The 25,057-nt window shown below is 75.9% G+C and carries 26 protein-coding genes; 11 read left to right on the top strand and 15 right to left on the bottom strand.

The window, feature by feature from the left end; all coding sequences use genetic code 11:
• Position 1 precedes the first annotated feature (1 nt).
• The 9 genes from WAA21_RS09140 to WAA21_RS09100 all read right to left on the bottom strand — a co-directional run bounded on the left by WAA21_RS09140 (position 2) and on the right by WAA21_RS09100 (position 6,987).
• Positions 2-697, bottom strand: coding sequence for a response regulator transcription factor (locus tag WAA21_RS09140; protein ID WP_336922475.1), 696 nt, complete (start codon positions 695-697; stop codon positions 2-4).
• Between the two features lie 261 nt (positions 698-958).
• Positions 959-1,405, bottom strand: a complete 447-nt coding sequence (gene dtd / locus WAA21_RS09135) for a D-aminoacyl-tRNA deacylase (protein WP_336922474.1) — start codon at positions 1,403-1,405, stop codon at positions 959-961.
• Positions 1,406-1,415: 10 nt separating this feature from the next.
• Entirely contained in the window at positions 1,416-1,736 is a 321-nt protein-coding gene (locus tag WAA21_RS09130) for a DUF2516 family protein (RefSeq protein WP_336922473.1), read from the bottom strand.
• A 206-nt stretch (positions 1,737-1,942) separates the two neighbouring features.
• Positions 1,943-2,794: a hypothetical protein gene (locus WAA21_RS09125; RefSeq protein WP_336922472.1), complete on the bottom strand. Its 852-nt coding sequence runs from the start codon at positions 2,792-2,794 to the stop codon at positions 1,943-1,945.
• Positions 2,791-3,249, bottom strand: coding sequence for a helix-turn-helix domain-containing protein (locus WAA21_RS09120; protein WP_336922471.1), 459 nt, complete (start codon positions 3,247-3,249; stop codon positions 2,791-2,793). Before WAA21_RS09120 ends, WAA21_RS09125 begins: the two co-directional genes overlap by 4 nt.
• A 646-nt stretch (positions 3,250-3,895) precedes the next feature.
• Positions 3,896-4,489, bottom strand: a complete 594-nt coding sequence (locus tag WAA21_RS09115; RefSeq protein WP_336922470.1) for an RsiG family protein — start codon at positions 4,487-4,489, stop codon at positions 3,896-3,898.
• A gap of 41 nt (positions 4,490-4,530) precedes the next feature.
• On the bottom strand, positions 4,531-5,406 hold the full coding sequence (locus WAA21_RS09110; RefSeq protein WP_336922469.1) for a 3-keto-5-aminohexanoate cleavage protein: 876 nt from the start codon (positions 5,404-5,406) through the stop codon (positions 4,531-4,533).
• Between the two features lie 22 nt (positions 5,407-5,428).
• On the bottom strand, positions 5,429-6,442 hold the full coding sequence (gene ygfZ / locus WAA21_RS09105) for a CAF17-like 4Fe-4S cluster assembly/insertion protein YgfZ (protein ID WP_336922526.1): 1,014 nt from the start codon (positions 6,440-6,442) through the stop codon (positions 5,429-5,431).
• 14 nt (positions 6,443-6,456) lie between these two features.
• Positions 6,457-6,987 carry an FABP family protein gene (locus tag WAA21_RS09100; RefSeq protein WP_336922468.1) on the bottom strand — a complete coding sequence of 177 codons (531 nt, stop codon included), beginning with the start codon at positions 6,985-6,987 and terminating at the stop codon, positions 6,457-6,459.
• A 153-nt stretch (positions 6,988-7,140) separates the two neighbouring features.
• Between WAA21_RS09100 and WAA21_RS09095 the strand changes: the two genes are divergently transcribed.
• Complete coding sequence (locus WAA21_RS09095; RefSeq protein WP_336922467.1) at positions 7,141-7,524, top strand: DsrE family protein; 384 nt, start codon at positions 7,141-7,143, stop codon at positions 7,522-7,524.
• On the opposite strand, the gene WAA21_RS09090 is transcribed toward WAA21_RS09095, so the two are convergent.
• The 5 genes from WAA21_RS09090 to WAA21_RS09070 form a co-directional block, all read right to left on the bottom strand.
• Positions 7,490-7,981: a DUF4395 domain-containing protein gene (locus WAA21_RS09090; protein ID WP_336922466.1), complete on the bottom strand. Its 492-nt coding sequence runs from the start codon at positions 7,979-7,981 to the stop codon at positions 7,490-7,492. The genes WAA21_RS09095 and WAA21_RS09090 overlap by 35 nt on opposite strands.
• Positions 7,978-8,475, bottom strand: coding sequence for a hypothetical protein (locus tag WAA21_RS09085; protein WP_336922465.1), 498 nt, complete (start codon positions 8,473-8,475; stop codon positions 7,978-7,980). The genes WAA21_RS09090 and WAA21_RS09085 overlap by 4 nt, the downstream gene beginning before the upstream one ends.
• Positions 8,476-8,581: 106 nt before the next feature.
• Positions 8,582-8,815, bottom strand: a complete 234-nt coding sequence (locus tag WAA21_RS09080; protein WP_336922464.1) for a hypothetical protein — start codon at positions 8,813-8,815, stop codon at positions 8,582-8,584.
• A gap of 229 nt (positions 8,816-9,044) precedes the next feature.
• A complete protein-coding gene (locus tag WAA21_RS09075) occupies positions 9,045-9,542 on the bottom strand; it encodes a hypothetical protein (RefSeq protein ID WP_336922463.1) in 498 nt (165 codons plus the stop codon).
• Between the two features lie 101 nt (positions 9,543-9,643).
• Positions 9,644-10,396 carry a hypothetical protein gene (locus WAA21_RS09070; protein WP_336922462.1) on the bottom strand — a complete coding sequence of 251 codons (753 nt, stop codon included), beginning with the start codon at positions 10,394-10,396 and terminating at the stop codon, positions 9,644-9,646.
• Between the two features lie 108 nt (positions 10,397-10,504).
• Here WAA21_RS09070 and WAA21_RS09065 point away from each other — a divergent pair, with 108 nt between their 5' ends.
• Complete coding sequence (locus WAA21_RS09065) at positions 10,505-11,209, top strand: winged helix-turn-helix transcriptional regulator (protein WP_336922461.1); 705 nt, start codon at positions 10,505-10,507, stop codon at positions 11,207-11,209.
• Positions 11,210-11,332: 123 nt separating this feature from the next.
• Here WAA21_RS09065 and WAA21_RS09060 read toward each other — a convergent pair whose 3' ends face one another.
• Positions 11,333-13,123 (bottom strand): bifunctional metallophosphatase/5'-nucleotidase, encoded by a 1,791-nt coding sequence (locus WAA21_RS09060; RefSeq protein WP_336922460.1) that lies wholly within the window; start codon positions 13,121-13,123, stop codon positions 11,333-11,335.
• A 267-nt stretch (positions 13,124-13,390) separates the two neighbouring features.
• Here WAA21_RS09060 and mshD point away from each other — a divergent pair, with 267 nt between their 5' ends.
• The 9 genes from mshD (at position 13,391) to rlmB (ending at position 24,995) form a co-directional block, all read left to right on the top strand.
• Positions 13,391-14,458 (top strand): mycothiol synthase, encoded by a 1,068-nt coding sequence (gene mshD, locus WAA21_RS09055; protein ID WP_336922459.1) that lies wholly within the window; start codon positions 13,391-13,393, stop codon positions 14,456-14,458.
• 70 nt (positions 14,459-14,528) lie between these two features.
• Complete coding sequence (locus tag WAA21_RS09050; protein WP_336922458.1) at positions 14,529-16,967, top strand: RNA degradosome polyphosphate kinase; 2,439 nt, start codon at positions 14,529-14,531, stop codon at positions 16,965-16,967.
• Between the two features lie 260 nt (positions 16,968-17,227).
• Positions 17,228-18,343 (top strand): phosphate ABC transporter substrate-binding protein PstS, encoded by a 1,116-nt coding sequence (locus WAA21_RS09045; protein ID WP_442893255.1) that lies wholly within the window; start codon positions 17,228-17,230, stop codon positions 18,341-18,343.
• Between the two features lie 139 nt (positions 18,344-18,482).
• On the top strand, positions 18,483-19,439 hold the full coding sequence (pstC, locus tag WAA21_RS09040) for a phosphate ABC transporter permease subunit PstC (protein ID WP_336922456.1): 957 nt from the start codon (positions 18,483-18,485) through the stop codon (positions 19,437-19,439).
• Positions 19,436-20,647: a phosphate ABC transporter permease PstA gene (gene pstA, locus WAA21_RS09035; RefSeq protein ID WP_336922455.1), complete on the top strand. Its 1,212-nt coding sequence runs from the start codon at positions 19,436-19,438 to the stop codon at positions 20,645-20,647. The genes pstC and pstA overlap by 4 nt, the downstream gene beginning before the upstream one ends.
• A 14-nt stretch (positions 20,648-20,661) precedes the next feature.
• The gene (gene pstB, locus WAA21_RS09030) at positions 20,662-21,441 is read left to right on the top strand and encodes a phosphate ABC transporter ATP-binding protein PstB (RefSeq protein ID WP_336922454.1); all 780 of its coding nucleotides are present in this window, start codon (positions 20,662-20,664) and stop codon (positions 21,439-21,441) included.
• Between the two features lie 46 nt (positions 21,442-21,487).
• Complete coding sequence (locus WAA21_RS09025) at positions 21,488-22,468, top strand: substrate-binding domain-containing protein (RefSeq protein ID WP_336922453.1); 981 nt, start codon at positions 21,488-21,490, stop codon at positions 22,466-22,468.
• Between the two features lie 35 nt (positions 22,469-22,503).
• Positions 22,504-23,970: a cysteine--tRNA ligase gene (gene cysS, locus WAA21_RS09020; protein ID WP_336922452.1), complete on the top strand. Its 1,467-nt coding sequence runs from the start codon at positions 22,504-22,506 to the stop codon at positions 23,968-23,970.
• The gene (rlmB, locus tag WAA21_RS09015) at positions 23,970-24,995 is read left to right on the top strand and encodes a 23S rRNA (guanosine(2251)-2'-O)-methyltransferase RlmB (protein WP_336922451.1); all 1,026 of its coding nucleotides are present in this window, start codon (positions 23,970-23,972) and stop codon (positions 24,993-24,995) included. The genes cysS and rlmB overlap by 1 nt, the downstream gene beginning before the upstream one ends.
• Positions 24,996-25,057 lie beyond the last annotated feature (62 nt).

Raw genomic sequence — 25,057 nt, 5'->3', positions numbered from 1 at the left:
GTCAGCCCGCGGCGCCCGCGCCGCCGCCCCCGTGGCGGGGGGTGGCGACGTAGCCGTCCTCGACCGCCCGGTGGTAGAGGTCGAGCTTCGTCGTGGCGGGTCGGTCGACGTCGGCGTACTTGCGTCGCACGCGCAGGAGGTACTCGCGGAACGACCCGAGGCTGATGTCCATGCGCCGGGCCGCGGACTTCATCGGCAGGCCGCTCGCGTACAGCGACAGCGCCTCGGTCTCGCGCTCGGACAGCGCGGGACGCCCGGACCCGCGTGCCGCGTCGAGAGTGGCGGCCCACTCGGTGGTGAGCAGCGGCTGACCGGCGGCCGCGTCGCGCACGGCGGCGACGAGGACGTCGGCGTCCTGGCCCTTGTGGACGACCCCGAGCGCACCCGCGACCAGCGCCTCCCGCAGCAGTCCCGGGTCGGTGAGGCTGGAGTAGACGAGGACGTCGGCGCCGGCCGCCACGAGCACCGCGACGTTGGCAGCGGGACGCGACCCGTCGTCGAGGTGGAGGTCGAGCAGCACGACGTCGACCCCCGTGAGGCCGTCGGTCGCGGCGAGCAGGGCGGTGACGCTGTCGGCGGTCGCGGCGACGGTGATCCCGGGCGCGTCGTCGAGCATCGCCGCGAGACCCCGTCGCACGGGCACGTGGTCGTCCACGGCCGCCACCACGACGGTCCGGTCCTCGTCGAGCGGGGACATACGTGCTGCTCCTGGGGGGCCTCGGGACGTTCGGTCTGCGCCTCAGCCTGCCACCGGGGTGGTCCGTCGCGCACGGACACGGCAGGCCCGGCACGGAGAAGGGCGGTACCCGTGACCCCCCGGTCCGGGTACCGCCCTTGCTTCCCCTTGCCCCTGCCTGCCGGCTGGTGTCACAAGCATATGTCGGACGTTGCGGGAACGGGAGAGTCACACCGTCGTCACCGTGTCCTCTCTTTGGGGGACGCGGGCCGACCGCCCGGCTCAGGGGGTGTCGACGACGAGGGTGACGGGGCCGTCGTTGACGAGGTCGACGCGCATGTCGGCCCCGAACCGCCCGGTGGCGACCTCGACGCCGCGCGAGCGCAGCGCGTCGGCGAGGGCGTCGACGAGCGGGGCGGCGACCGGCGGCGGGGCCGCCGCCGCCCACGTCGGGCGGCGACCGCGACGGACGTCCCCCAGGAGCGTGAACTGGCTGACGAGGAGCACCCCCGCGCCCGGCGGGTCGAGGACCGAGCGCTCCTCGCGCAGCACGCGCAGCCCGCTCAGCTTGTCGGCGAGCCAGCGGACCTGCTCGGGACCGTCGTCGTGTCCGACGCCGACCAGCACGAGCAGTCCCGGCCCGTCGAGCTCACCGGTCCGCTCGACGCGGCCGTCGGGGTGGACGACGTCGACGGCCGCGCGGGTCACCCGCTGGACGACGGCGCGCACGGCGGCCGGGTCACCAGCCGCCGTAGGGCCCGCGACCGCCCGCCCCGCCGCCGCCGTACGTGCGCACGGCCGGCCGGACGTCGGCGAGGTACACCCCCGCGGCGACCACGGCGATGACGACGAAGAAGAAGCCGCCGCCGATCGACACGAAGGCGAGCGCGACCGCGACGGCGAGCAGGATCGACCAGAACCGCTTGGTCCGCTTGCCGGCGTACTCGAAGGCCGCCGCGGGCCGGCGCAGCGCGTCGACGAGGGCCCACACGCAGATCGCGAAGGCCGCGAGCGTGAGCGCGTACAGCACGAGGCCCTGCGCGGTGCCGAGGAAGTCCACGACGGTCAGGGTAGGCGAGCCGGTCCCGACGGCACGGGAAGGCCCCGCGCACCGGGCGGTGCGCGGGGCCTGAGGGTCCGGTTGCGGCCGACGGTCGTCCGGTCGGTCGCCGTCGGTCGCCGTCGTTCGCCCGGCCGGTCGCCGGGCCGGTCGCCGGGCCGGTCGCCGGGCCGGTCGCCGGGCCGGTCGCCGGGCCGGTCGCCGGGTCAGTCGCCGAGCTTCTCCGAGCCCGCGGTGACGGCGTCGCCCGCGGCTTCGGCGGCCTTGCTCGCGCTGGTCGCCGCGGCCTTGACCGCCGAACGCGCCTGCGAGCTCCGCTCGGCGGCCGCCTCTCGCGCCTCGGCCGCGGCGGCCCGGGAGCCGGTGCGCGCGGTGCCCGTGCGCGTCGTCGTGCGCTTCGCGGCCGGGGTGCCGTCGGTCCGGGCCGTCGACTTCCCGGCGGCGGTGGTCCGCGGGGTCGTCGACTTGGCGGTGGTCTTCCTCGCGGTGGTCTTCGTGGCGGTGGTCTTGCTGGCGGTGGTGCGGCTGCCCGTGCCCGAGGTGCCGGTGCGCGCGGTGCGCCGAGCGCGGCCCGTCGTGGTCGTCGCGGCGCCCGCGGCCTCCGACGCGGTGTCGGCGACCTCGGCCGCGACCGTGGCGACACCGGCGGCGGCGGTGCTGGTGGCCGCGCCCCGCACGGTGGTGACGGCCGCCTTGGTGCGGCTGACCGCGACCTTGCTGCGGCGGACGAGCTCCTCCGACGCGCGCTGGCGGCGGATGCGGACGGCCACGTCCTTGCCGCGCGCGGCGAGGGTGTCGACCTGCTTCTCGGCGCGGCCGGCGAGGTCGAGGGCCGCGCTCACGGCCCGGGTCGGCAGCTGCTGGAGCGACTGCGAGACCTTGGCGGGCAGCTCGCGGGTGTCGACGGCGTGGACCTGCTCGCGGGCCTTGTCGGCGGCGCCGGCCGCCTCGCGCAGCCGCGCGACGACGAGGTCCGTCGCGCCGATGGCGAGGTACGCGCCGGTGGTGGCGGCGTCGACGACGGCCTTGCGGGTCTGGTCGGTGGTGGTGGTGCTCATGCGTTCCTCCGTGGGATGTCGGGGGTGGTGCCGGTGGTTCCGGCCCGCTCGGCGGGTGGCGCCTCGGCCGGGCCGGCCGTGACGAAGCTGGCGTAGACGTCGAGCAGCACGCGCTTCTGCCGCTCGCTCAGGTGCGGGTCCGCCGCGACGGCGGCCGGCACCTCGGAGGCCTCGGCCTGCTCGAGCAGGCCGGCGCGCACGTACAGCGCCTCGGCCGAGATCTCGAGCCCCTTGGCGATCTGCTGGAGCACCTCCGCACTCGGCCGGCGCAGACCGCGCTCGACCTGGCTGAGGTAGGGGTTGCTGACGCCGGCGGCGTCGGCCAGCTGCCGCAGGGACATGCGCGCCTGCTGCCGCTGCTCGCGCAGGAAGCCGCCGAGGTCGCCGACGCGTGTCCGCGCCCCACCGACCGCGCCACCGACGGCCGTGACGGCCTCCGTGACGGCATCGCTCACGACGCCCTGGACGGACCCCGTGACCGCAACCCGACGGGACCCGGGACCGACCGTCCCGTCCGCGCGCGGCTGCTTCCTGCTCACGTGGTCCAGCCTGCTAGCAGAGTGCTAGCAATTGCAAGCGGCAGAGGTGTGACCGCCGACACCTGGCGCTCGTGCGGTCGTGGCCGCGGGCGCGTGTGGTCGGGGCGTCCGGATTCCGGGCGAGGTGGCGCGTGATGAGGGCCGCGTGTGGTCGGGACGTCCGGATTCCGGGGGTGACGCGCGCGATGAGGGCCGCGTGTGGTCGGGACGTCCGGATTCCGGGGGGAGACGCACGTGAGGGGGGCCGTGGGTGGTCGGGACGTCCGGATTCCGGGGGAGGGACGCGTGAGGAGGGTCGCCCGCGGTCGGGACGTCCGGATTCCGGGGGGAGACGCGCGCGATGAGGGCCCCGGGTGGTCGGGACGTCCGGATTCCGGGGGAGACGTGCGTGAGGAGGGCGGCGTGTGGTCGGGACGTCCGGATTCCGGGGGAGACGCGCGTGAGGAGGGCCGCGGGTGGTCGGGACGTCCGGATTCCGGGGGAGACGCGCGCGATGAGGGCCGCGGGTGGTCGGGACGTCCGGAATCCGGCCGGATGGCGCGCGCGCGGGCGCGGCGCGGACTCAGTCGCGGGACGTGGGAAGAGCGTCCTCCACGGTCATGAGCCCGTCGCGGTAGCGGCGCCCGATCTCGTCCTTGAGGGCGTCGGCGGCGTGCTGGACCGCGGTCCGCTGGCGGCCGACGGCGTCCGCGAGGGCCTGGAGCCGCTCGACCGCCGCCGCGAGCCCCGCGTCGTCGAGGGAGCCGGGGTCGCTGATCGACGGGTCGGCGACCGCCGCCTCGGCGGCGCGCCGGTGCTCCCCGACGCGGCTCGGCTCGGCCAGCCCGTGCCGGCCGAGGCCGTGGCTCTGCCCGGGCGGGTCGGCGAGGGTGCGGGCCAGCCTCGCGACGAGCTCCTCGGTCGAGCGCTCGGCGAGGCTCGCGCCCTCCTGGCGCGCCCGCTGCTCGGCGCGCAGCAGGTCGAGCCGGCCGTGCAGCAGCCGCCGCGCGTAGCTGAGGTCGGTCTCCTCCTGCTCGGCCTCCGCGCGCCGGGCGCGCAGGTCCTCGACGGGCATCTCGCCGAGCCCGTCGAGGAAGTCCTCGGCGAGGACGTGGTCGAGACGGCGCCGCCCACCGGGCTGCGGCTCCACGGGCGACGGCGTACCGGACGACGACATGTCCCGCAGCCTAGGCGCTCGCGCCCGGCTGCGGGCCGGGCTCAGGCGACCGACGCGCGGGCGGCGTCGAGCCCGAGCAGCTCGCGCGCGGCGGCCACGGGCAGCGGCGGGCGCTGCAGCTGCGTCGCCACCCCGGCGGCGCGCGCGACGAGGTCGGCGTTGGACCCGACCGGCACGGCCCCCTCCGGCCCGCGGGACCACACGAGCACGTCCTCCATGCCGACGCGCAGGTGCCCGCCCGCCGCCAGCGCGGCGGCGAGGACGGTGAGGTGCGAGCGGCCGATGCCCGTGGCCGACCACGACGTCACCTCCGGCGGCAGCGCCGCGACGCACGCGACGAGCGTGTCGGCCGTGCCGGGCATGCCGCCGGGCACGCCCATGACGAGGTCGACGTGCACCTTCCCCCCGGCGGGCAGGCCCTCGCGGTCCAGGAGCCGGCGCAGCGTCGCGAGCTGGCCGAGGTCGAAGACCTCGAACTCCGGCACGATGCCGCGCTCGCGCGCCGCGCGGAACAGGTCGACGACGAAGCCCCACGGGTTCATGAACACGTCGTCGCCGAAGTTGACGGTGCCGAGCGTGAGCGAGCACGAGTCCGGCTCCGCGTCCAGGACCGCGAGACGGGCGTCGAGCGGGTCGTGGACGCTGCCGCCGGTCGACAGCTGCACGACGAGGCCGCACGCCTCCCGCACCGCGGCCAGGGTCTCGCGCACCCGCGGCAGGTCGAGGGTCGGCGCGTGCTCGGCGTCGCGCACGTGGACGTGCACCATGGCCGCGCCGGCCCGCTCGCACGCGGCGGCCTCGGCCGCGATCTCCTCCGGTGTCGTCGGGAGGTTCGGCACGTCCGCCCGGCGCGACTCCGCCCCGGTCGGTGCGACGGTGATCATGGTGCCGGCGGGCGGGCGCAGGAAGCGGCTCACGGCCGCAGACCCTAGTGCTCGGCTACGGCCGGACGAGCACGTCCTGCGAGGCGGCGACCCCGTCGGCGACGAGCACCGCGTCGACCGGCGTGCTCCGTTTGACCACGCCGAGCGCGATCGGCCCGAGCTCGTGGTGCCGCACGACGGTCGTGAGCCGCCCGACGGCGCGCCCGCCGTCGACGGCGTGCAGCTCCGCGCCCTCGGCGGGCAGCGTGTGACCGGACCCGTCGAGGTGCAGGAGCACGACGCGCCGGGGCGGTCGGCCGAGGTTGTGGACCCGGGCGACGGTCTCCTGCCCGCGGTAGCAGCCCTTCTGCAGGTGCACGGCGGTGCGGAGCCAGTCGAGCTCGTGGGGGATGGTGCGGTGGTCGGTCTCGCGCAGGTGGCGCGGCCGCCCGGCCGCCACGCGCAGCGCCTCGGCCGCCCACACCCCCGCGCGCGGGCGCTCGGCGAGCACCGCCTCGAGCCGGTCGCGGGGGACGAGGACCTCGCGCCAGGCGCGCTCGCGTCCCGGGTGGCTCGCGTCGTCGCTGCCGTAGCCCGCGCTCACCGCGCCCGTCCGCGGCCACGGGTCGACCCAGGCGAGCGGCTCGCCCTCGCCGGACTCCCGCGCGACGGGCTCGCCGACGACCGCCCAGTCCGCGGTGACGTCGGCGACCTCCACCCGAAGCATGAAGCGCATGCTGTCGAGGAAGGCGACGAGGTCCGGTGCCGTCCCGGGCTCCACGACGAGCCACGTGGTGCTGCCGTCGTCGACCACGTGGAGCTCGTGCTCGACGTGGCCCTTGGGGCTCAGCAGCAGCGCCTCGGTCGAGGTGCGCGGCGGCAGCGTGCGCAGGTCCTGCGTCGTCAGGGAGTGCAGCCACGTGAGCCGGTCGGGGCCGGTCACCGTGACGACGCCGCGGGTCGACAGGTCGACGTGGGCGAGGCCCTCCTCGAGCAGCCGCTGCTCGCGGACCGGGTCGCCGTAGTGCGCGGGCACACCCGCGTCCGGTCCGTCGGCGACGAGGACCGCTCCGGCGGAGCTCGACGGCATCCCGGCGGCGGTGCTCACGCGACCTTCTTGAGGCGGGCCGAGGCGTGCGAGCCCATCGGCTGCCCGACGGCGACCATGTCCATGGCCCACAGCAGGTCGCCCTGCACGTAGCCGTACAGCCGCTGCGCGGCGGAGTACTCCGCGGCGTCCGTGGAGCGGGCGACCAGCTCGGTGCTCAGCTCGATCTTCCCGGCGTGGGCGCGGCCGAGGTACTGCTCGAGGTAGCCCATGGGGTGCACGAGCAGGAGCTCGACGTCGGTGCCGTCGACGCCGGCCTCGCCGCCGGGCACGCGCCAGAAGCCGGTCTCCGTCGCGAGCGGCTGGCCGAGCGCGCCGGCCTCGTCGAGCTGCCACGTGCGGGAGTCCCACCGCAGGAACGGCCGGCCGTCGTGCGTGACCCGGACCTCCTGCCCGAAGGGCACCGCGCGGTCCATGGTCGGGTACGTGACCTCGCCGGCGCCCTGCCACGTGCCGACGAGCCAGCCGACGGCCACGAGCGGGCGCGCGAGGTCGGCGGGGATCTCGATGGGTCGGGCGGGGCTCACGGGGTGCCGGTCCGGGTGCGGCCGCGCCTCAGCGCTGACCCGCGAAGAGCTTGTAGAGGACGACGAGGCCGACCCAGCCGATCGCGAGCGACGAGAGGACCAGGAGCCCCGTGAAGACGGCCTCGAGCATGCGGCCATCGTAGCCTCGGCGGCGTGGACGAGCTCTCCCCGGACCCCGCGCCGGCCTCCCTCGTGGTCAAGGTCACGTGCGGGGCGGAGGCGCCCGAGCGCTGCAGCCAGGCCCTGACGGTCGCCTCGACCGCGGTCGCCGCCGGGGTGGCGGTGTCGCTCTGGCTGACCGGCGAGGCGACCCGGCTCGCGGTGCGCGGCGCCGAGGGGTTCGTGCTCGAGCACGCGGCCGACCCGCTCGAGCTCCTCGCGCTCGTCGCGACCGAGGGGACGGTGACGGTCTGCTCGCAGTGCGCGGCGCGCCGCTCGCTCACCGAGGCCGACCTCGTGCCGGGGGCGCGCATCGCCGGCGCCGCCGTGCTCGTGCAGGAGGTCATGGCGCCGGGCGCCCGCTCGCTCGTCTACTGAGGCGCCGCCGGCGCAGGCCGGCCCGGTACAGCGCGCAGCCGAGGCAGATGCCGAAGCCGGCGTTGAGGCCCGCGGCGACGAGCGCCGCCGCGGCGGAGCCGACGACCGCTCCCGGCACGCCCAGCGCCCACAGCGCGAGGCCCGCGCCGACGACTCCGAGCCCCACGAGCTGGGCGAAGCGCGGCGCGGCGGCGTCCTCCCAGAACGCGGGCGGGCCGAGCCGCGGTCGCACGGCGACCCGGAACAGGGCGCCCCACGGGCCGCGGCCCGGACCGAGCACGACCGTGAGCGCGAAGACGACCGCCTGGAGCGCGAGCAGCCACACCGACCCGGTGAGCACGGTCGCGGCGAGGACGAGCGAGGTGCCGGCCGCGGCGACGCGCGGGCCGCGGGGGTCGACCGCTCCCGGCGGGCGCGGGCCGGCCGCCGTGCCGGGCGCGATCGCCGTGCCCGTCACGCCGCGCTCCGGGTCGCCGGCGGCGCCGCGTCCAGCGAGGGGCGGCGGCCGGCCGCGAGCACGTCGAGCGCCGCGGCGACCCGGTCGGCGTCGACCGCGCCGGGGTGCGAGACCACGACGACGCCGGCCGCGTCGGCAAGGAGGACGGTCGGGGCGGTGCGGACGTCGAGCCGCTCGACGAGGTCCGGCACGCGCTCGGCGAGCACGTGCGCGACCGTCACGCCCGGACGTGCGCCGAGGGCGGCCCGGAGCGCGGCGAGGGTACGGGCGCAGTCCGAGCAGGCCCGGGTGCCGACGACCACGACGGTCGCGACGGTCCCCGCCGGCCGGTCGAGCGTCCCGGCGGCGAGGTCGGGCAGGGAGACGGCCGCGGTCGTGGGCGCGAGGTCGCGGCGCCGGACGCGCCGCTCCCGGGCACGCACGACCAGGCCGGCCACGACGACCGCGGCCATGACGGCGGCGAGCAGCAGCGCGCGCGCGAGCAGGGGGTCCACGACCGAACCAAGCGGTGGCGGGGCGCGCGTGTTCCCGGGCCGTCCGGCATGCGGATCCGCGGGCCGCCTCGTGCGCGACGAACCGGGCGGCGCACGGCACGCGCCTTCACGTGCAGAGCAGGCCGAGGGTCAGGTTCCGCGTGGGGTAGGGCGCCGCCGCCGCACGGCTCCAGCCGCCGACGACCGACGTCACGCGGTAGCGGTACGTGCCGAGGAGGCCTGGCTGGTCGACGAGGGACGTGGCGGTGGTCGTCGCGAGCACGGTCCACGTCGTCCCGCCGTCGGCGGAGCGGGCGACCACGTGGCGCGTGCCGGGCACGGCCGGGGTGCCCGGCTCCACGCGACGTCGACGCCGCTCGGCAGCAGCAGCGAGCACCGGGCGGTCACCGCGCTCGGCGCGGCGAGCGTGGCGGCCCCGGCCGACCCCGCCCCCGCACCCGGCGTGGTCCACGCGTGCGCCGCGCCGGCGTTCACGAGCCAGACCAGCACCCACGCGAGCAGCGCGGCGAGCAGGCGCGCCCCCGAGCGGGCGGGCCCCACCCGCGGCGCGCGGCGGGTCACGGCCCGCCTCAGACCTGTGCGGCGACCAGCGTGCCCGCGACCTGGACGGTGACGCCCTGGCACGCGTCACCCGCCGCGGCCACCATCGTGAGGCCGCCGACCACGGTGACGTCGCCGGAGGCGCCGGCCGCCAGGGTCACCGGCGCGACCGTGCCGGCGGAGGTGGTGAAGTTCGACGCGCCGCACGCGCCCTGGCCGGTGACGGCGCCGAGGGTGACGCCCGTGACGCGCACCGGGAACGGGTTGGGGTTCGACACGGCGAACACGACGTCGCCGGAGCCGCCCGGGAACAGCTGCGCGCCGGCCGTGCCGGGCGTCACGACGAGGTCCTGCGCGGTCGTCGCCCGGCCCCCGCCGACCCCGGCGCCGCCGACGGTCCACAGGGCCGCGGCCGCGGCCGCCGGCAGCGCGAGGGCGACGACCCAGGCGACCAGGGACGCGCGGCGACGGGCCCTCGTGCCGCGTGCGCGGCCGACGGCGGCGCGGTGCTGCGGCGTGCCGGTCATGACGTCCCCCCGTCGCTGCCGCCGCGGTCGGAGCGCCGCGGCCACCCCGTCGATCGGCAGCCGGGCGGCGCACCTGAGGGGCGGCGCCCGGCGGCCGGCGCTCAGCCCAGGGTGAGGCGGGCGCCGACGTGCACGCCGAGGCCGGCGGCCATGACGCACGCGGCCCCCGCGGACACCGCCGCGCGGCGGTGCGAGGTCGTCGGCTGCCGGTACAGCAGCACGTGCAGGCCCGCGGTCGTCGCGCCCGAGACCGCGCCGAGCGCGAGCGCCGGCAGCACGCCGGTGCCCTCGACGACCCAGCCGCCGAGGGCGCCCGCGAGCAGCCCGCCCGCGACCGTGGCGAGCGGGAGGGTGACCGGGCGGGGCCACGGGACGCTCATGACGAGGGCCGCGCTCACGCACCCCGTCGCGCCGACCAGCAGCGGCGCGACGGAGCCGGTGCCGGCGTCGGCGGCGAGCCAGCCGGTGCCGAGCAGGACGACCGCCTGGCCGCTCACGCTCGCGGACACGGACTCGACCAGGCGCGGCCGGCCGTCGCGCCGGCCCATCTGGTGCACGAAGGCGACGACGACCCCGACGGCGAAGACCGCGGGCACCCACTCGAGGTCGTCGGTGCCGTCGAGCTGCACGAGGACGGCCCCCGTGACGCCGGTGCCCACCACGATCCAGCCGACCCCCCAGCCGACCGGCACCTGGAGCAGCCGCGTCCACCCGTAGCCGACCGCCGCGACGACCGCGACGAAGGCGAGCGACGTCCACCACGGCCCGAGCGGGCCGCCCGCCAGCAGCGGCACGAGGGTGAGAGCGGCGGCCGCCCCCAGTGCGCCGAGCAGGACGATCACGCGGGCGAGCACCCCGGCATCGTGCCAGAGGCCGCACGCACCGGGACCGAGCGCCGGGGCGGCGCCCGGCACGCCCTATCCTCCGAGCCGAGCCATCCGACGGCGACAGGAGGACGAGGCGTGGCCCGACTCGTGCTGCTCGGTGACGTCCTCAGCCCCTCCACCTCCGCCCTGCCCGCCCTCGCGCTGCTCCCGCACCGGGTCGACGTCCTGCCGGGCGTGCCGGGTGCCCTCGTCGACCTGGGTGACGCCGACGTCGTCCTCGTCGACTGCCTCCGCGACCTCGTCGCGGCGCGCGCGCTGTGCCGGCTGCTGCGGACGACGGCGCCGGACACCCCCGTGCTGGCCGTGCTCACCGAGGGCGGCCTCGCCGCGGTGTCCGGTGACTGGGGCGTGACGGACGTCGTCCTCCACGACGCGGGTCCGGCCGAGGTCGACGCGCGCGTGCGGCTCGCGGCGGCGGCCGTCGCGCCGCGCGACGACGCGGCGGACGGGCCGGGGGAGATCGTCGCGGGCGACGTCGTCATCGACGAGAGCACGTACACCGCCCGCGTCCGGCGCACCGTCCTCGACCTCACGTACAAGGAGTTCGAGCTGCTGAAGTTCCTGGCCGCCCACCCCGGCCGGGTGTTCACCCGCGCACAGCTGCTGCAGGAGGTGTGGGGCTACGACTACTTCGGCGGCACCCGCACCGTCGACGTCCACGTGCGCCGGCTGCGCGCGAAGCTCGGCGCGGAGCACGAGCACCTCATCGGCACCGTCCGCAACGTCGGCTACCGCCTCGTCGTGGGCCGCGCCGCCGTTGAGGACGACGCGACGGACTGAGGCCGCGGGCGCCGGTCCGCGGGCGCGTTCGCCCCGTCCTCGAGACGCACGCAGGAGGGGCCCCGACCGGTCCGGTCGGGGCCCCTCCGCGGTGTCAGCGGCCTGCCGCCGACGACCTGCCGGTCACGGCAGGATCGTGATGCGGCCCTCGCCGCCGCGGGGGTAGTCCGCCGCGGTCACGACGCCGCCGAGGTCCTCGCTCAGGTACGTGACGAGCCCCTGCTGGTACTGCACGCCGAGCCGCACGAAGTCGACCGCCGGGTAGCCGTCGCCACCGGCCAGCGAGAAGTCGTTCGAGGCGACCGCGTACGTGCTCGTCGGGTCGAGGACGACGCCGCCGGAGATGATCTCGGTGCCGTCGTCGAGCGTGAGCTCGGTGATGCGGTCACCGGCCGGGCGGGACGCGTCGATCGTGTAGCTCGCGCCGGCGATCTGCACGAACGCGCCGTTGGCGGCCGGGTAGGACGCCGCACCGGTCTCCAGCAGCTGCTTGAGCTGCGCCGCGGTGTACTCCGGCGCGACCGACACGAAGTTGGAGAACGCCGCGATGCGGAACGTGTCCGCCTCGGTGATCGGGCCCTCGGGCTGGTCGATGTTGCCGCGGATGCCGCCGCCGTTGTGGAAGGCGAGGTCCGGCACGGGCGTGCCGAACTCGGCGGCCTGCTGCGTGGCGATGGCGAGCTGCATGTCGGCCATGAGGTTGCCGCCGTTGGACTCGCCGGTGCGGACGTCGACGGTCTGCAGGTCGAGGACGACCTGGCTCTGCGCCACGACGTTCGCCTCGAGCGCGTCGAGGTAGTCCTGCACGGGCTCCTCGACGTTCTCCAGCAGGTACGGGTCGGGCTCGACCGCGTCGGGGCCGACCGAGGACACGCGGCGGACGCCGGAGGCGTCCTCGTCGACCGAGAGGACCTCGCCGCTGCGGTCGAAGTTCACCGTCAGCGCGCCCACGTAGCGCCAGGAGCCGAGCGTGGTGACGACCGGGACCTCGACGCCGTCGGCGTCCGTGGAGTACAGCGGGTAGTCGTCGAGGCGCGTGTCGCCGGGCACGAGCAGGTCGTCCTCGTCCGCCAGCAGCTCCGCACCGCCACCGCCGATCACGACGTCGACGCCGCTCAGCTCGGTGACGAGCTCGAGCTCCTCGTTGATGTCCTGCAGGTGCGACTGCAGCACGATGATGTCGACGCCGGAGTCGGTGAGCAGGTCGACCTGCGCCTGGGTGATGTCGACCAGCTCCGGCCGCGCGACGACGTCGCCGGGGGAGGAGATGGTCGGCAGCTCGGGCGTCGTGAGGCCGATGACGCCGATGCGCTCACCGCGCTCGCGCACGACCGTGCTGGCGGCGATCGAGCCGTCCGCGGCCAGCGCCGCCAGTGAGGGCACGCCCGACACGTCGAGGTTGGCCGACACGAACGTCGTGTCCGGCACCGAGGAGATGAAGCGGGCGAGCGTCTCGGGCCCGAAGTCGAACTCGTGGTTGCCGATGGCGAGGGCGTCGTAGTCGAGGTAGTCGACCGCCACGGCGTCGTAGAAGGGCGCACCCTCCTGGCGGGAGGCGTTGAGCTCGGCGCCGGCCAGGTAGTTGTCGCCGGAGTTGAGCAGGAGGAAGCCCCGCTTGCCGGACTGCCCCGGAGCGGGCCGGCCGCTCAGCGACTCGCGCTCGATGCGCTCCACGACGGAGGCGAAGCGGGCGACGCCGCCGTACTCGCCGCCGTCGATCTCGGTGGGCGTGAGCGCGGACTCGCCGTCGTTGTTGTGGGCGATGGTGAGGGTGAAGGCGGCCTTGGGCGCCTTCCCGGCGCCCGTGCCGGACGGGGGCGCGGCGGACGCGGCGCCGGCGGACGCGGTGCCGGCGGCGGCGAGCGCCACTGCGGCCACGGCGGCCAGTGCGCCGCGGCGGTGTGCCTGGGACATGTCACTCCAGATCGGGTCGGGTGCGGGGTCGTGCCGGCCGGACGGCGGTACGGGCGGGTCGCCCCCCGTTCCCGCCCGGTGCGGCACCGTTGCTACCAGGGACGCCTTCGCCCCGGTGAGCACCGGGTGAACGATCGGTGAAGTATGGCCCTCGGCGCCAGGCTGCCCGGTGTGTCCTGACATGCGGTGCGGCCGCCCTCACCGACCGTGAGCCCCGCGGACCCGCATCCGGGTGCAGCCGAGCGGCCGCGGCGTAGGCTCGCGGCCATGCCGAGCGAGCCCGCCGGCGCCGTCGTCGGCGCCCCCGCCGTGCGGCGTGCGGCGCGGCTGACGCCCCGGGACGTGGCCGCCGTCGAGGAGCTCGTGCGGCGGGCGACCGAGGCGGACGGGGTGGCGCCGCTCAGCGAGCACGTCGTGCTCCACCTCCGCCGCGGCGGGGAGGAGCCCGGGGTCCACCTGCTCGTCCGCGAGGGGGGCGCCGACGCCGCTGCCGACGAGGGCCCGCTGCTCGGGTACGCCCACCTCGACCCGACCGACGCCGTCGCGGGGTCGTCGGCGGAGCTCGTCGTCGACCCGGACGCGCGCCGTGGCGGCCTCGGGCGGGCGCTCGTGGCCGCGCTGCTCGACCTGTCCGGCGAGCTCGCCGACGGCCGGCTGCGGCTCTGGGCGCACGGCGAGTCCCCCGACGCCGCGGCCCTCGCGAGCGCGATGGGCTTCACCCGGGCCCGCGAGCTGTGGCAGATGCGGCGGTCCCTGCGTGCGGCCCTGCCGCGCCCCGACGTGCCCGACGGCGTCGCGGTCCGGACGCTGCGCACCGAGCCGCGGGCAGCCCTCGACGCCGACGCGGACGCCGTGCTCGCGGTCAACGCCGCCGCCTTCGCCGACCACCCGGAGCAGGGCCGCTGGACGAGGGCCGACGTCGACGCGCGCCTCGCCGAGGCGTGGTTCGACCCCGCCGGGCTCTTCCTGGCCCACGAGGTCGGCGCCGACGGCACCGAGGGCGCGCTGCTCGGCTTCCACTGGACGAAGGTGCACGGCCACGCGTCCGGACCCTCGACCGGCGCGACGGACGGGCCGGCCGACGACCACGACCACGACCAGGACCACGGCCACGAGCCGGTCGGGGAGGTGTACGTCGTCGGTGTGTCGCCGCTGGCGCAGGGCCGGGGCCTCGGGCGCGTCCTCACGCTCGTCGGCCTGCACCACCTCCGCGCGCGCGGCCTGGACCAGGCCATGCTGTACGTCGACGCCGGCAACACCGCGGCCGTGCGCACGTACACATCCCTCGGCTTCACCCGCTGGGACGTCGACGTCCAGTTCTCGCGTGACGGCTGACCGACCACCCGACGCCGACCGACCCCGACCGACACCCACGACCTCGTCCGACTCCCCGGGAGCCCCCACGATGGCCACCACCCGACGTCCCGCCCGCCCCGCCCGCCCGGCGCGTGCGGCGACGCCGACCCGTCGCACGTCCCGCGCGCGCACCGCGGCCGGGCAGGACGCCGCCGACGCGTCCGGCGCGGTCGACGGCGCCGAACCGACCGGCGCCGGGTCGGGCGAGGCCCCGGCCGGTGGGGACGACCGCGGGGAGGCCGGCAGCGGCCCCGCGGCCCCGCGGCCCGGGCGGCAGCGGCGCGAGACCGCGGAGATCGCCGAGCACCTCGGCGAGGCGGCCCCCGAGCACGAGCCGGACGACGTCGACGAGCTGCCCGAGGACCGCTTCGCCGACCGCGAGGTGTCGTGGCTCGCGTTCAACGAGCGTGTCCTGGAGCTCGCCGAGGACCCCGACGTGCCGCTGCTCGAGCGGGCGCGCTTCCTCGCGATCTTCGCGAGCAACCTCGACGAGTTCTACATGGTCCGCGTCGCCGGCCTGAAGCGGCGCATCGCGACCGGCATCGCGGTGCGCGCCGCGAGCGGCCTGGAGCCGCGCGAGGTGCTCCACGAGATCTCGGTGCGCACCGAGTCGCTCATGGCGCGGCACGCCCGGGTGTACCGCGACGTCGTCGGCCCGGAGATGGCCGTGCACGGCATCACGGTGGTGCGCTGGGACGAGCTCGACGACCACGCGTGCGAGCGGCTGTCCGAGCTCTTCCGCGAGCAGGTCTTCCCCGTGCTCACGCCGCTCGCGGTCGACCCCGCGCACCCGTTCCCCTACATCTCCGGGCTGTCGCTCAACCTCGCCGTCGTCGTCTCCAACCCCGCGACCGGCAAGCAGCACTTCGCCCGCGTCAAGGTGCCGCCGGTCCTGCCGCGGTTCCTGCGGGTGCCGCGCGAGGGCGGCAGCGGCGACGACGTGAGCGTCGGGTTCGTGCCGCTGGAGGACGTCATCGCCGCCCACCTCGGCATGCTCTTCCCCGGCATGGACGTGGTCCGGCACTCCACCTTCCGCGTCACCCGCAACGAGGACCTCGAGGTGGAGGAGGACGACGCGGAGAACCTCCTGCAGGCGCTGGAGAAGGAGCTCCTGCGCCGGCGGTTCGGCCCGCCCGTCCGGCTCGAGCTCGCCGACGGGATGGCCGAGGAGGACAAGGACCTGCTGGTCCGCGAGCTCGACGTCACCGCCGACGAGGTCTACCACCTGCCGGAGCCGCTCGACCTGCGCGGCCTCACCGTCATGGCCGACCTCGACCGGCCGGAGCTGCAGTTCCCCACCTTCCTGCCGCGCACCCACCGGGACCTCGCCGAGGTCGAGACGGCCAAGGCGAGCGACGTCTTCGCGGCGGTCAGCCGTCGCGACGTCCTCCTGCACCACCCGTACGACTCGTTCTCCACGAGCGTGCAGGCGTTCCTCGAGCAGGCCGCAGCCGACCCGCACGTCCTCGCGATCAAGCAGACGCTGTACCGCACGAGCGGCGACAGCCCGATCGTCGACGCCCTCATCGACGCCGCCGAGGCGGGCAAGCAGGTGCTCGCCCTCGTCGAGATCAAGGCGCGCTTCGACGAGCAGGCGAACATCTCGTGGGCGCGCAAGCTCGAGCAGGCCGGCGTCCACGTCGTGTACGGGATCGTCGGGCTCAAGACGCACGCCAAGCTGAGCCTCGTCGTGCGCCGCGAGCCCGGGGGCCTCGCGCGCTACTGCCACGTCGGCACGGGCAACTACAACCCGAAGACGGCGCGCATCTACGAGGACCTCGGCCTGCTCACCAAGGACCCGCAGGTCGCCGACGACCTGACGGTGCTGTTCAACCAGCTGAGCGGCTTCGCGCCGAGCTCGCGGTACACCCGCCTGCTCGTCGCGCCGCGGACGGTCCGGCAGGGCCTCGTCGACCTCGTGGAGCGCGAGATCGCCAACCACGCCCGCGGGCTGCCCGCGGGCGTGCGCCTGAAGGTCAACTCCATCGTCGACGAGGTGCTCATCGACGCGCTGTACCGCGCGTCACGGGCGGGCGTCCCGGTCGACGTCGTCGTGCGCGGGATCTGCGCGATCCGGCCCGGGGTGCCCGGCCTCAGCGAGAACGTGCGGGTCCGGAGCATCCTCGGCCGCTTCCTCGAGCACTCGCGCATCTTCTGGTTCGCGGCGGGCGGGGAGCCGGTCGTCTACATCGGCAGCGCCGACATGATGCACCGCAACCTCGACCGCAGGGTCGAGGCGCTCGTGCGGCTGCGCGACGAGCGGCACGTCGAGCAGCTCACCGCGCTGCTGGACCTGTCGATGGACGCCGGGACGGCGTCGTGGCACCTCGGCGCCGACGGCGAGTGGGTCCGGCAGGCACGCGGCGAGGACGGCGAGCCGCTCGCGGACCTGCAGACCGTCCTCATCGCCCAGCACGGCGGGCGCTCCTCGCGCCGGCACGGGGGCTCGCGGGGCCGGCCGTCGACGGGGCGCGCGGCCGCCCGCTGAGGCGCCTCGCGCGCCGGTGACGGCACGTGAGCCGCGGTCACCGTGCGGGGCGGTCGTTACCGTCCCGTGACCGGTGCGAGCGGCGGGGGCCCAAGGTTCCCCGACCGTTCACCTGGGGTTCACCTGGGCGGTCCGGAGGGCCCCGCGGGCGCGGTTAGCGTCGGAGCGCAACGAGCCCCTGCCCGTTCCCGGGCCCCCACAGGAGGTACTCCGTGACTCGCTCCACGCTCTCCCGCGGCCTGCTCCCGGCCGCCGTCGTCATGTCGCTCGCCCTCGCCGCGTGCGGTGGCGGCGACGGCGGCTCCGACGACGCCACCGGCGCCGCGGGCGCCGAGGACACCGCCGCCGCCGGCGACGGCGCGACCGCCGAGGACGGCGCGGCCGCCGGCGAGGAGCTGTCCGGCACCCTGGTCGGTGCCGGCGCGAGCTCCCAGCAGGCGGCCGTCCAGGCCTGGGTCGCCGGCTACAACGGCGTCCAGCCCGGCGTGACCGTCAACTACGACCCCATCGGCTCCGGCGGCGGCCGCGAGCTGTGGCTCGGCGGCGGCTCCGACTTCGCCGGCTCCGACGCCTACCTCGACGACGAGGAGCTCGCCGCGGTCGCCGACAACGGCACCTGCGCCTCCGCCGACGTCGTGGAGCTCCCGCTCTACATCTCGCCCGTCGCCGTCATCTTCAACCTCGAGGGCGTGGACACGGTCAACATGCCGCCGGAGGTCATCGCCGGCGTGTTCGCCGAGGAGATCACGACGTGGGACGACCCGGCGATCGCCGAGGCCAACCCCGACGTCGAGCTCCCCAGCACGAACATCACGCCCGTGCACCGCTCCGACGACTCCGGCACCACCGAGAACTTCACGTCGTACCTCGACGTGGTCGCCGGCGACGTGTGGACCTTCGGCGAGGTCGAGACCTGGCCGAGCGAGCTCGGTGGCGAGGCGGCCCCGCAGACCTCCGGCGTCGTGCAGGCCGTCCAGTCCGGTGACGGCTACATCGGCTACGCCGACGCCTCGCAGGCCGGCGACCTCGGCACCGTCGCGGTCGGCGTCGGCGAGGAGTTCGTCGCCTTCTCGCCCGAGGCCGCGGCGACCGTACTCGACGTGTCGGAGCGGGTCGAGGGGCGCGGCGAGACCGACCTCGCGATCGACCTCGCCCGGGACACTCAGGAGTCCGGCGCCTACCCGATCGTGCTCGTCAGCTACCACATCGCGTGCGCGGACTACTCCGACGACGAGAAGGCCGCCCTCGTCAAGGACTACCTCACGTACGTCTCGAGCACCGAGGGCCAGCAGGCCGCGGCCGACAACGCGGGCTCCGCGCCCATCTCGGACACCCTCCGCACCGACGTCCAGGCGGCCATCGACTCCATCCAGTGACGCCGGCGCGGTTCTGACCAACCGCTGACACGTCTCTGGACCGGACGGGGGTCGGGCGGCCACCATCTTCGGTGGCCGCCCGTCCCTGCGCCGCCCCCCTCTCCCGCGCCCCTCCCCGTTGCGGCCGAAGGACACCCCCATGACGACTGACACCCAGCCGGCGGCACCACTCGCCGAGCAGCAGAAGGCGCCGCAGCGCCCCGGCGACCGGATCTTCTCCGGCGCGACGCTCGTCGCGGCGCTGCTCATCCTGCTCACCCTCGCGGGCGTCGCGATCTTCCTCACGCTCGAGGGGCTGCCCGCCCTCACGGCCGACCCCGAGGAGATCACCCGCGAGCAGGGCTTCGCCGCCTACGTCTGGCCGCTCCTGGCGGGCACGATCCTCGCGTCCGTGCTCGCGCTGCTGTTCGCGGCGCCCGTCGCGGTCGGCATCGCGCTCTACATCTCGCACTACGCCCCGCGCCGGGTCGCCAAGACCTTCGGCTACGTCATCGACCTGCTCGCCGCCATCCCCAGCGTCGTCTTCGGCTTCTGGGGCTTCGTCGTGTTCGGCCAGTACCTCGTGCCCGCGTTCCAGTGGCTGGAGGCCAACCTCGGCTTCGTCCCGCTCTTCGCCGGTCCGACCGCGACGTCCGGTCGCGTCATGCTGACGGCGTCCCTCGTGCTCGCCGTCATGATCCTGCCGATCATGACGGCCGTCTGCCGCGAGGTCTTCCTGCAGACGCCACGCCTGCACGAGGAGGCCGCGCTCGCGCTCGGCGCCACGCGCTGGGAGATGATCAGGATGGCCGTGCTGCCGTACGGTCGCTCCGGCGTGATCTCGGGGGCCATGCTCGGCCTCGGCCGCGCGCTCGGCGAGACGCTCGCCGTCACCCTCGTGCTGTCGGTCAACCCGGCGATCTTCACGTGGAACCTCATCAGCTCCGAGAACCCCTCGACGATCCCCGCGAACATCGCGCTGAACTTCCCCGAGGCGACCGGCATCGGGGTGAGCGAGCTCATCGCCTCCGGCCTCGTCCTCTTCGTCCTCACCTTCCTCGTCAACTACGCCGCGCGCTGGATCGCCTCGCGCGGCTTCTCGGGAGCCGCCGGATGAGCACCGACCGCGGGACCGACGCCCGGACCACGGCCGACGCCGGGCCGTCCACCGACCCCCGTCCGCAGCAGCCCGGCCAGCGGGTCGCGGCCCCGGCCGACACGAGCGGCCTCACGCCCGAGCGCTTCGGCGTGCCGGGCGGCGCGCCCGCGACCCCGCCACCCGCCACGGGCGGTCTCGGCGGGTCCGGCATCCTGCCGCGCCGGCTGCCGCAGGCGCTGCTGCTCGTGGCGGCCGCCCTGAGCGCCGGGGGCCTCGTCCTCGCCGGGGCGTTCAGCTGGACCGGCCTCGCGGCGCTCACCGCGCTCGTCTACACCGTCGGGATCTTCGCGCTCGCCCGCAGCGTCGAGGGGCCGCGCCGGGCGAAGGACCGCGTCGTCACCTCGCTCGTCACCATCGCCTTCGTCCTCGCGATGGCGCCGCTGGTCTCGCTCGTGTGGACGGTCGTCACCAACGGCGTCGCCCGCTTCGACGTCGCGTTCTTCACCCAGACCATGGCCGGGGTCGTCGGCGAGGGCGGCGGTGCCGCGCACGCGATCGTCGGCACGCTCGTCGTCACCGGCCTCGCCGCCCTCATCTCCGTGCCGGTCGGCCTGCTCGCCGCCGTGTGGCTCGTGGAGTACGGGCGCGGCCCGCTCAAGGCGGCCATCACCTTCCTCGTCGACGTCATGACCGGAATCCCGTCGATCGTGGCCGGGCTGTTCGCCTTCGCGCTGTTCTCCACCCTGCTGGGCGACCCCGGCCACCGCTCCGGCATCGCCGGTGCGGTGGCGCTGTCGGTGCTCATGACGCCGGTCGTCATCCGCTCGTGCGAGGAGATGCTCAAGCTCGTGCCGGACGAGCTCCGCGAGGCCTCCTACGCCCTCGGCGTCCCGCGCTGGCGCACGATCGTCAAGGTCGTCATGCCGACCGCGATCGGCGGCATCGTCGCGGGCATCACGATCGCGATCGCCCGCATCATCGGCGAGACCGCCCCGCTGCTCATCACGCTCGGGTTCACCGTGGGGTTCAACTTCGACGTGTTCGGCGGGCGCATGTCGACGCTCCCGGTCTTCGCCTACGACCAGTTCGTGCGCCGCGGGCTGCCGCCGGAGGCGTTCCTCGACCGGGCGTGGACCGCGGCGCTCGTCCTCATCCTCATCGTGATGCTGCTCAACGGCATCGGCCGCCTCATCGCCTTCCTGTTCGCCCCGAAGACCGGACGCTGAGAGGAACACCCACCGTGTCCAAGCGCATCGAGGTCAACGACCTCGACATCTACTACGGCAAGTTCAAGGCCGTCGAGGACGTCTCCATGGTCATCGAGCCCCGCTCGGTGACGGCCTTCATCGGCCCGTCCGGGTGCGGCAAGTCGACCTTCATCCGGTCCCTCAACCGCATGCACGAGGCCATCAAGGGCGCGTACGTCACGGGCGAGGTCCTCGTCGACGGGCAGAACCTCTACGCCCCGACGACCGACCCGGTCGACGTGCGCCGCCAGATCGGCATGGTCTTCCAGCGGCCGAACCCGTTCCCGACGATGTCGATCTACGACAACGTCATCGCCGGCTACAAGCTCAACGCCAAGCGCATGAGCAAGAAGGTGGCCGACGAGAAGGTCGAGAAGGCGCTCCAGGGCGCCAACCTGTGGAACGAGGTCAAGGACCGCCTCGACGAGTCCGGCTCGAGCCTGTCCGGTGGTCAGCAGCAGCGCCTGTGCATCGCCCGCGCCATCGCGGTCGAGCCCGAGGTCCTGCTCATGGACGAGCCGTGCTCCGCCCTGGACCCCATCTCGACGCTCGCGATCGAGGACCTCATCCAGGAGCTCAAGGAGCAGTACACGATCGTCATCGTCACGCACAACATGCAGCAGGCCGCCCGCGTGTCCGACCGGACGGCGTTCTTCAACATCGCGGGGACCGGCAAGCCCGGCCGGCTCATCGAGATGGACACGACCACGACGATGTTCTCCAACCCGTCGGTGCAGGCGACCAACGACTACATCTCGGGCCGCTTCGGCTGAGCGGCGTCGACCGGGCGGCGACGCGCGGCACCGCATACTGCTCCGCGTGAGCGCAGCGGCACCCCGTGGGGCCGCCACGCGCCGGTCCCGGCCGGCGGTGGCGGCCCTGCTGCTGTCCGCGACGGCCGTGGCGCTCGCCGCCTGCAGCGACGGCCCGCCCGCGACGCAGGGCCTCACCGGCACGGTGCGGGTCGCGGGGTCGTCGTCCCTCGCGCCGCTCGTGCGGGCCGGTGCCGCCGACCTGGTCGGCGACGTGGAGCCGGGCGTGCAGGTGGACGTCGCCGTCACCGGGACCGCGGACGGGCTCCGGCGGCTGTGCGCGCCTGCGACCCCCGACGCCGTCGAGGTCGCCATGGCCTCGCGCGAGCCCACCGCCGAGGAGCTGGCCGCGTGCGAGGCGGCGGGCGTCGAGCCGGTCGAGGTGGTGCTCGCGCGCGACGGCGTCGCGGTCGTCGTCCCGGCCCGCAACGACTGGGTGCGCTGCCTCACCGGGACAGAGCTCGCCCGCCTGTGGTCGTCCGACGACCCACCCGCCACGTGGGCCGAGGTGCGGGACGGCCTGCCCGAGGTCGCACTCGCGCCCTACGCGCCCGGGCCCGCGAGCGGCACCGCCGAGGTGTTCGCGGCCGAGGTCCTCGACGGCGGTCCGCTGCGCCCCGACGCCGCCCGCAGCGAGGACGACGCCGTCGTGGTCGAGGGCGTGGCCGCGAGCCCCGGCGGCGTCGGCGTCGTGCCCTCGTCGTACGCGGGGCGTGCCGCGGGGGTGCGTGCGGTCGCGGTCGACCTCGGCGACGGCTGCGTCGCGTCGGACGCGCGCAGCGTCGACGACGGCTCCTACGGTCCGCTGGCCCGGGAGCTGCGCGTGCTCGTCGACCGCGCCGCCTACGACGACGACCGGTCGGTGCGCGCGCTCGTCGACCTGCTCCACGCGCGGGCCGACGCCCTGGCGGAGAGCACCGGCGCGGTCCCGCGCTCGGCCGCGCAGCGCACGGCCGCCGCCCGGGCCCTCGGCGGCGCGGGCGCGTGAGGGGAGGCGCGGCGCGGCGCCCGTAGGCTTGGCCGGTGCCCGACCCCGCCCAGCCCGCCGCCGGCACGCTCCGGCTGCACGACAGCCTCACCCGCGAGACCGCGCCGCTGCGCCCGGTCCGCCCGGGCCACGTCGGCATCTACGTGTGCGGCGCGACGCCGCAGACCAGCCCGCACATCGGGCACGTGCGCGCGCAGGTCGTGTACGACGTGCTGCGCCGCTGGCTGCTGCACTCCGGCTACGACGTGACGCTCGTGCGCAACGTCACCGACGTCGACGACAAGATCCTCGCCCGCAGCGCCGAGGTGGGGCGGCCGTGGTGGGCGCACGCGTACCGGTACGAGCGGGAGTTCACCGCCGCCTACGACGCGCTGCGCATCCTCCCGCCGACCTACGAGCCGCGGGCGACCGGGCACGTGACGGAGATGGTCGAGCTCGTCGAGCGGCTCCTGGCGCGCGGCCACGCGTACGCCGTCGAGGGCACGGCGGACGTCTACTTCGACGTGCGCTCCTTCGACCGCTACGGCGCGCTCACCCGGGTGCGCCTGGAGGACCTCGAGCCGGCCGGCGACACCGACCCCGCGCTCGCCGGGCGCAAGCGCGACCCCCGCGACTTCGCGCTGTGGAAGTCCGCGAAGGACTCCGAGCCGGCGACCGCGTCGTGGCCGACGCCGTGGGGCCGCGGCCGCCCCGGCTGGCACCTGGAGTGCTCGGCCATGGCGACCCGCTACCTCGGTGCCGAGTTCGACGTGCACGGCGGCGGCCTCGACCTGCGCTTCCCGCACCACGAGAACGAGATCGCGCAGTCCAACGCCGCGGGCGACCCGTTCGCGCGCGTGTGGCTGCACTCCGCCCTCGTGACGACGGCGGGGGAGAAGATGAGCAAGAGCCTCGGCAACACCCTCGGCGTCGCCCACCTGCTGCAGCGGCACCGCCCGGAGGTGCTGCGGTACTACCTCGCCTCGGCGCACTACCGCAGCAACCTCGAGTTCGCGCCCGGCTCGCTCGACGAGGCCGCCGCGGCCTGGGGTCGGATCGACTCCTTCCTGCGACGGGCGCGCGACGCCGTCGGCGCCGACGTCGTGAGCGGTCCTGACGCCCCCGCGGGGCAGGTCTGCGCCGACTTCGCCGCAGCCATGGACGACGACCTCGGCGTACCGCAGGCGCTCGCGGCGCTGCACGGTGTGGTGCGCGAGGGCAACACCGCTCTGGCGGACGGTCGCCACGACGCGGCCGCGGGCGCGGCCCGCAGCGTGCTCGCGATGGCGCGCGTCCTCGGCGTGGAGCCGGCCCCCGACGGCGGTGGGCCCGCCGGGTCCGCCGGTGCCGCGGAGGCGGCGCTCGACGCGCTCGTGCGCAGCGAGCTCGAGGCACGCGTCGCCGCCCGGGAGGCGCGCGACTGGGCGGCGGCCGACGCCGTCCGCGACCGGCTGGCGGCCGCGGGCATCTCGGTCGAGGACACCCCGGACGGACCGCGGTGGACCCTGGGGAAGGACTCCTGATGGCGGGCAACTCCCAGCGCCGCGGCGCGGTGCGCAAGGCCGGTCGCAGCGGCGTCGGCAGCGGCGGCCAGCGCCGTCGCGGGCTCGAGGGCCGCGGGCCGACGCCCAAGGCCGAGGACCGCGTCAGCCACCCCGCGCACGACAAGAAGGTCGCGCGGGAGAAGGCGGCGAAGAAGGCGGAGCGCGACGCGAAGTCCCGCGCCGGCATGCGCAAGGGCGCCCCGGCCGGCTCGCGGTCGACCGGTGGGCGCACGTCCGGCGGCCGCCCGACCGGCCCGCGCCGCCGGGCCGGCACGGGCGCGGAGTACGTGGCCGGGCGCAACTCCGTCGTCGAGGCGCTGCGGGCGGGTGTGCCCGCGAGCGGGTTCTACGTGCAGGACACCGTCGAGGCCGACGCCCGGGTCAAGGAGGCGCTGCAGGCCGCCGCCGACGCGGGCCTGTCGGTGCTCAACGTCACGAAGCACGACCTCGACCGCCTCACCGACGGTGCCGTGCACCAGGGCGTCGCGCTCCAGATCCCCGCGTACTCCTACTCCCACCCCGACGACCTGCTGCAGGGCCGGCGCCGCTCCGACGTCGTCGTGGTCGCGCTCGACGGCATCACCGACCCCCGCAACCTGGGCGCGGTCGTGCGCTCGGCCGCGGCGTTCGGCGCGGCCGGCGTCGTCGTGCCGGCGCGGCGCAGCGCGAGCATGACCGCGGGCGCGTGGAAGTCCAGCGCCGGCGCCGCCGTGCGCGTGCCCGTCGCCCGGGCGGCGAACCTCGTGCGGGCGCTGCAGCAGTACAAGGACGCCGGCCTCATGGTCGTCGGCCTCGACGCCGGCGGCGACATGAACCTGCCCGAGCTCGACACGGCCGGCACCGGCGTGTGCCTCGTGGTCGGGGCGGAGGGGGAGGGGCTGTCGCGGCTCGTGCGCGACACGTGCGACGTGGTGGTGTCGATCCCCATGCACGCCGCGACGGAGTCGCTCAACGCCGGCGTGGCCGCGGGCATCGCGCTGTACGCGGTCGCGCAGCAGCGCTGACCCGCCGCGCGGCAGCCCGGTCGGGGCTGCCGCTGCCGGCCCGGACGAAGGAGCGGTGCTCG

This window comes from Aquipuribacter sp. SD81, assembly GCF_037153975.1.
Taxonomy (GTDB): domain Bacteria; phylum Actinomycetota; class Actinomycetes; order Actinomycetales; family JBBAYJ01; genus Aquipuribacter.
This window is presented reverse-complemented; position numbering and strand designations above follow the sequence as displayed.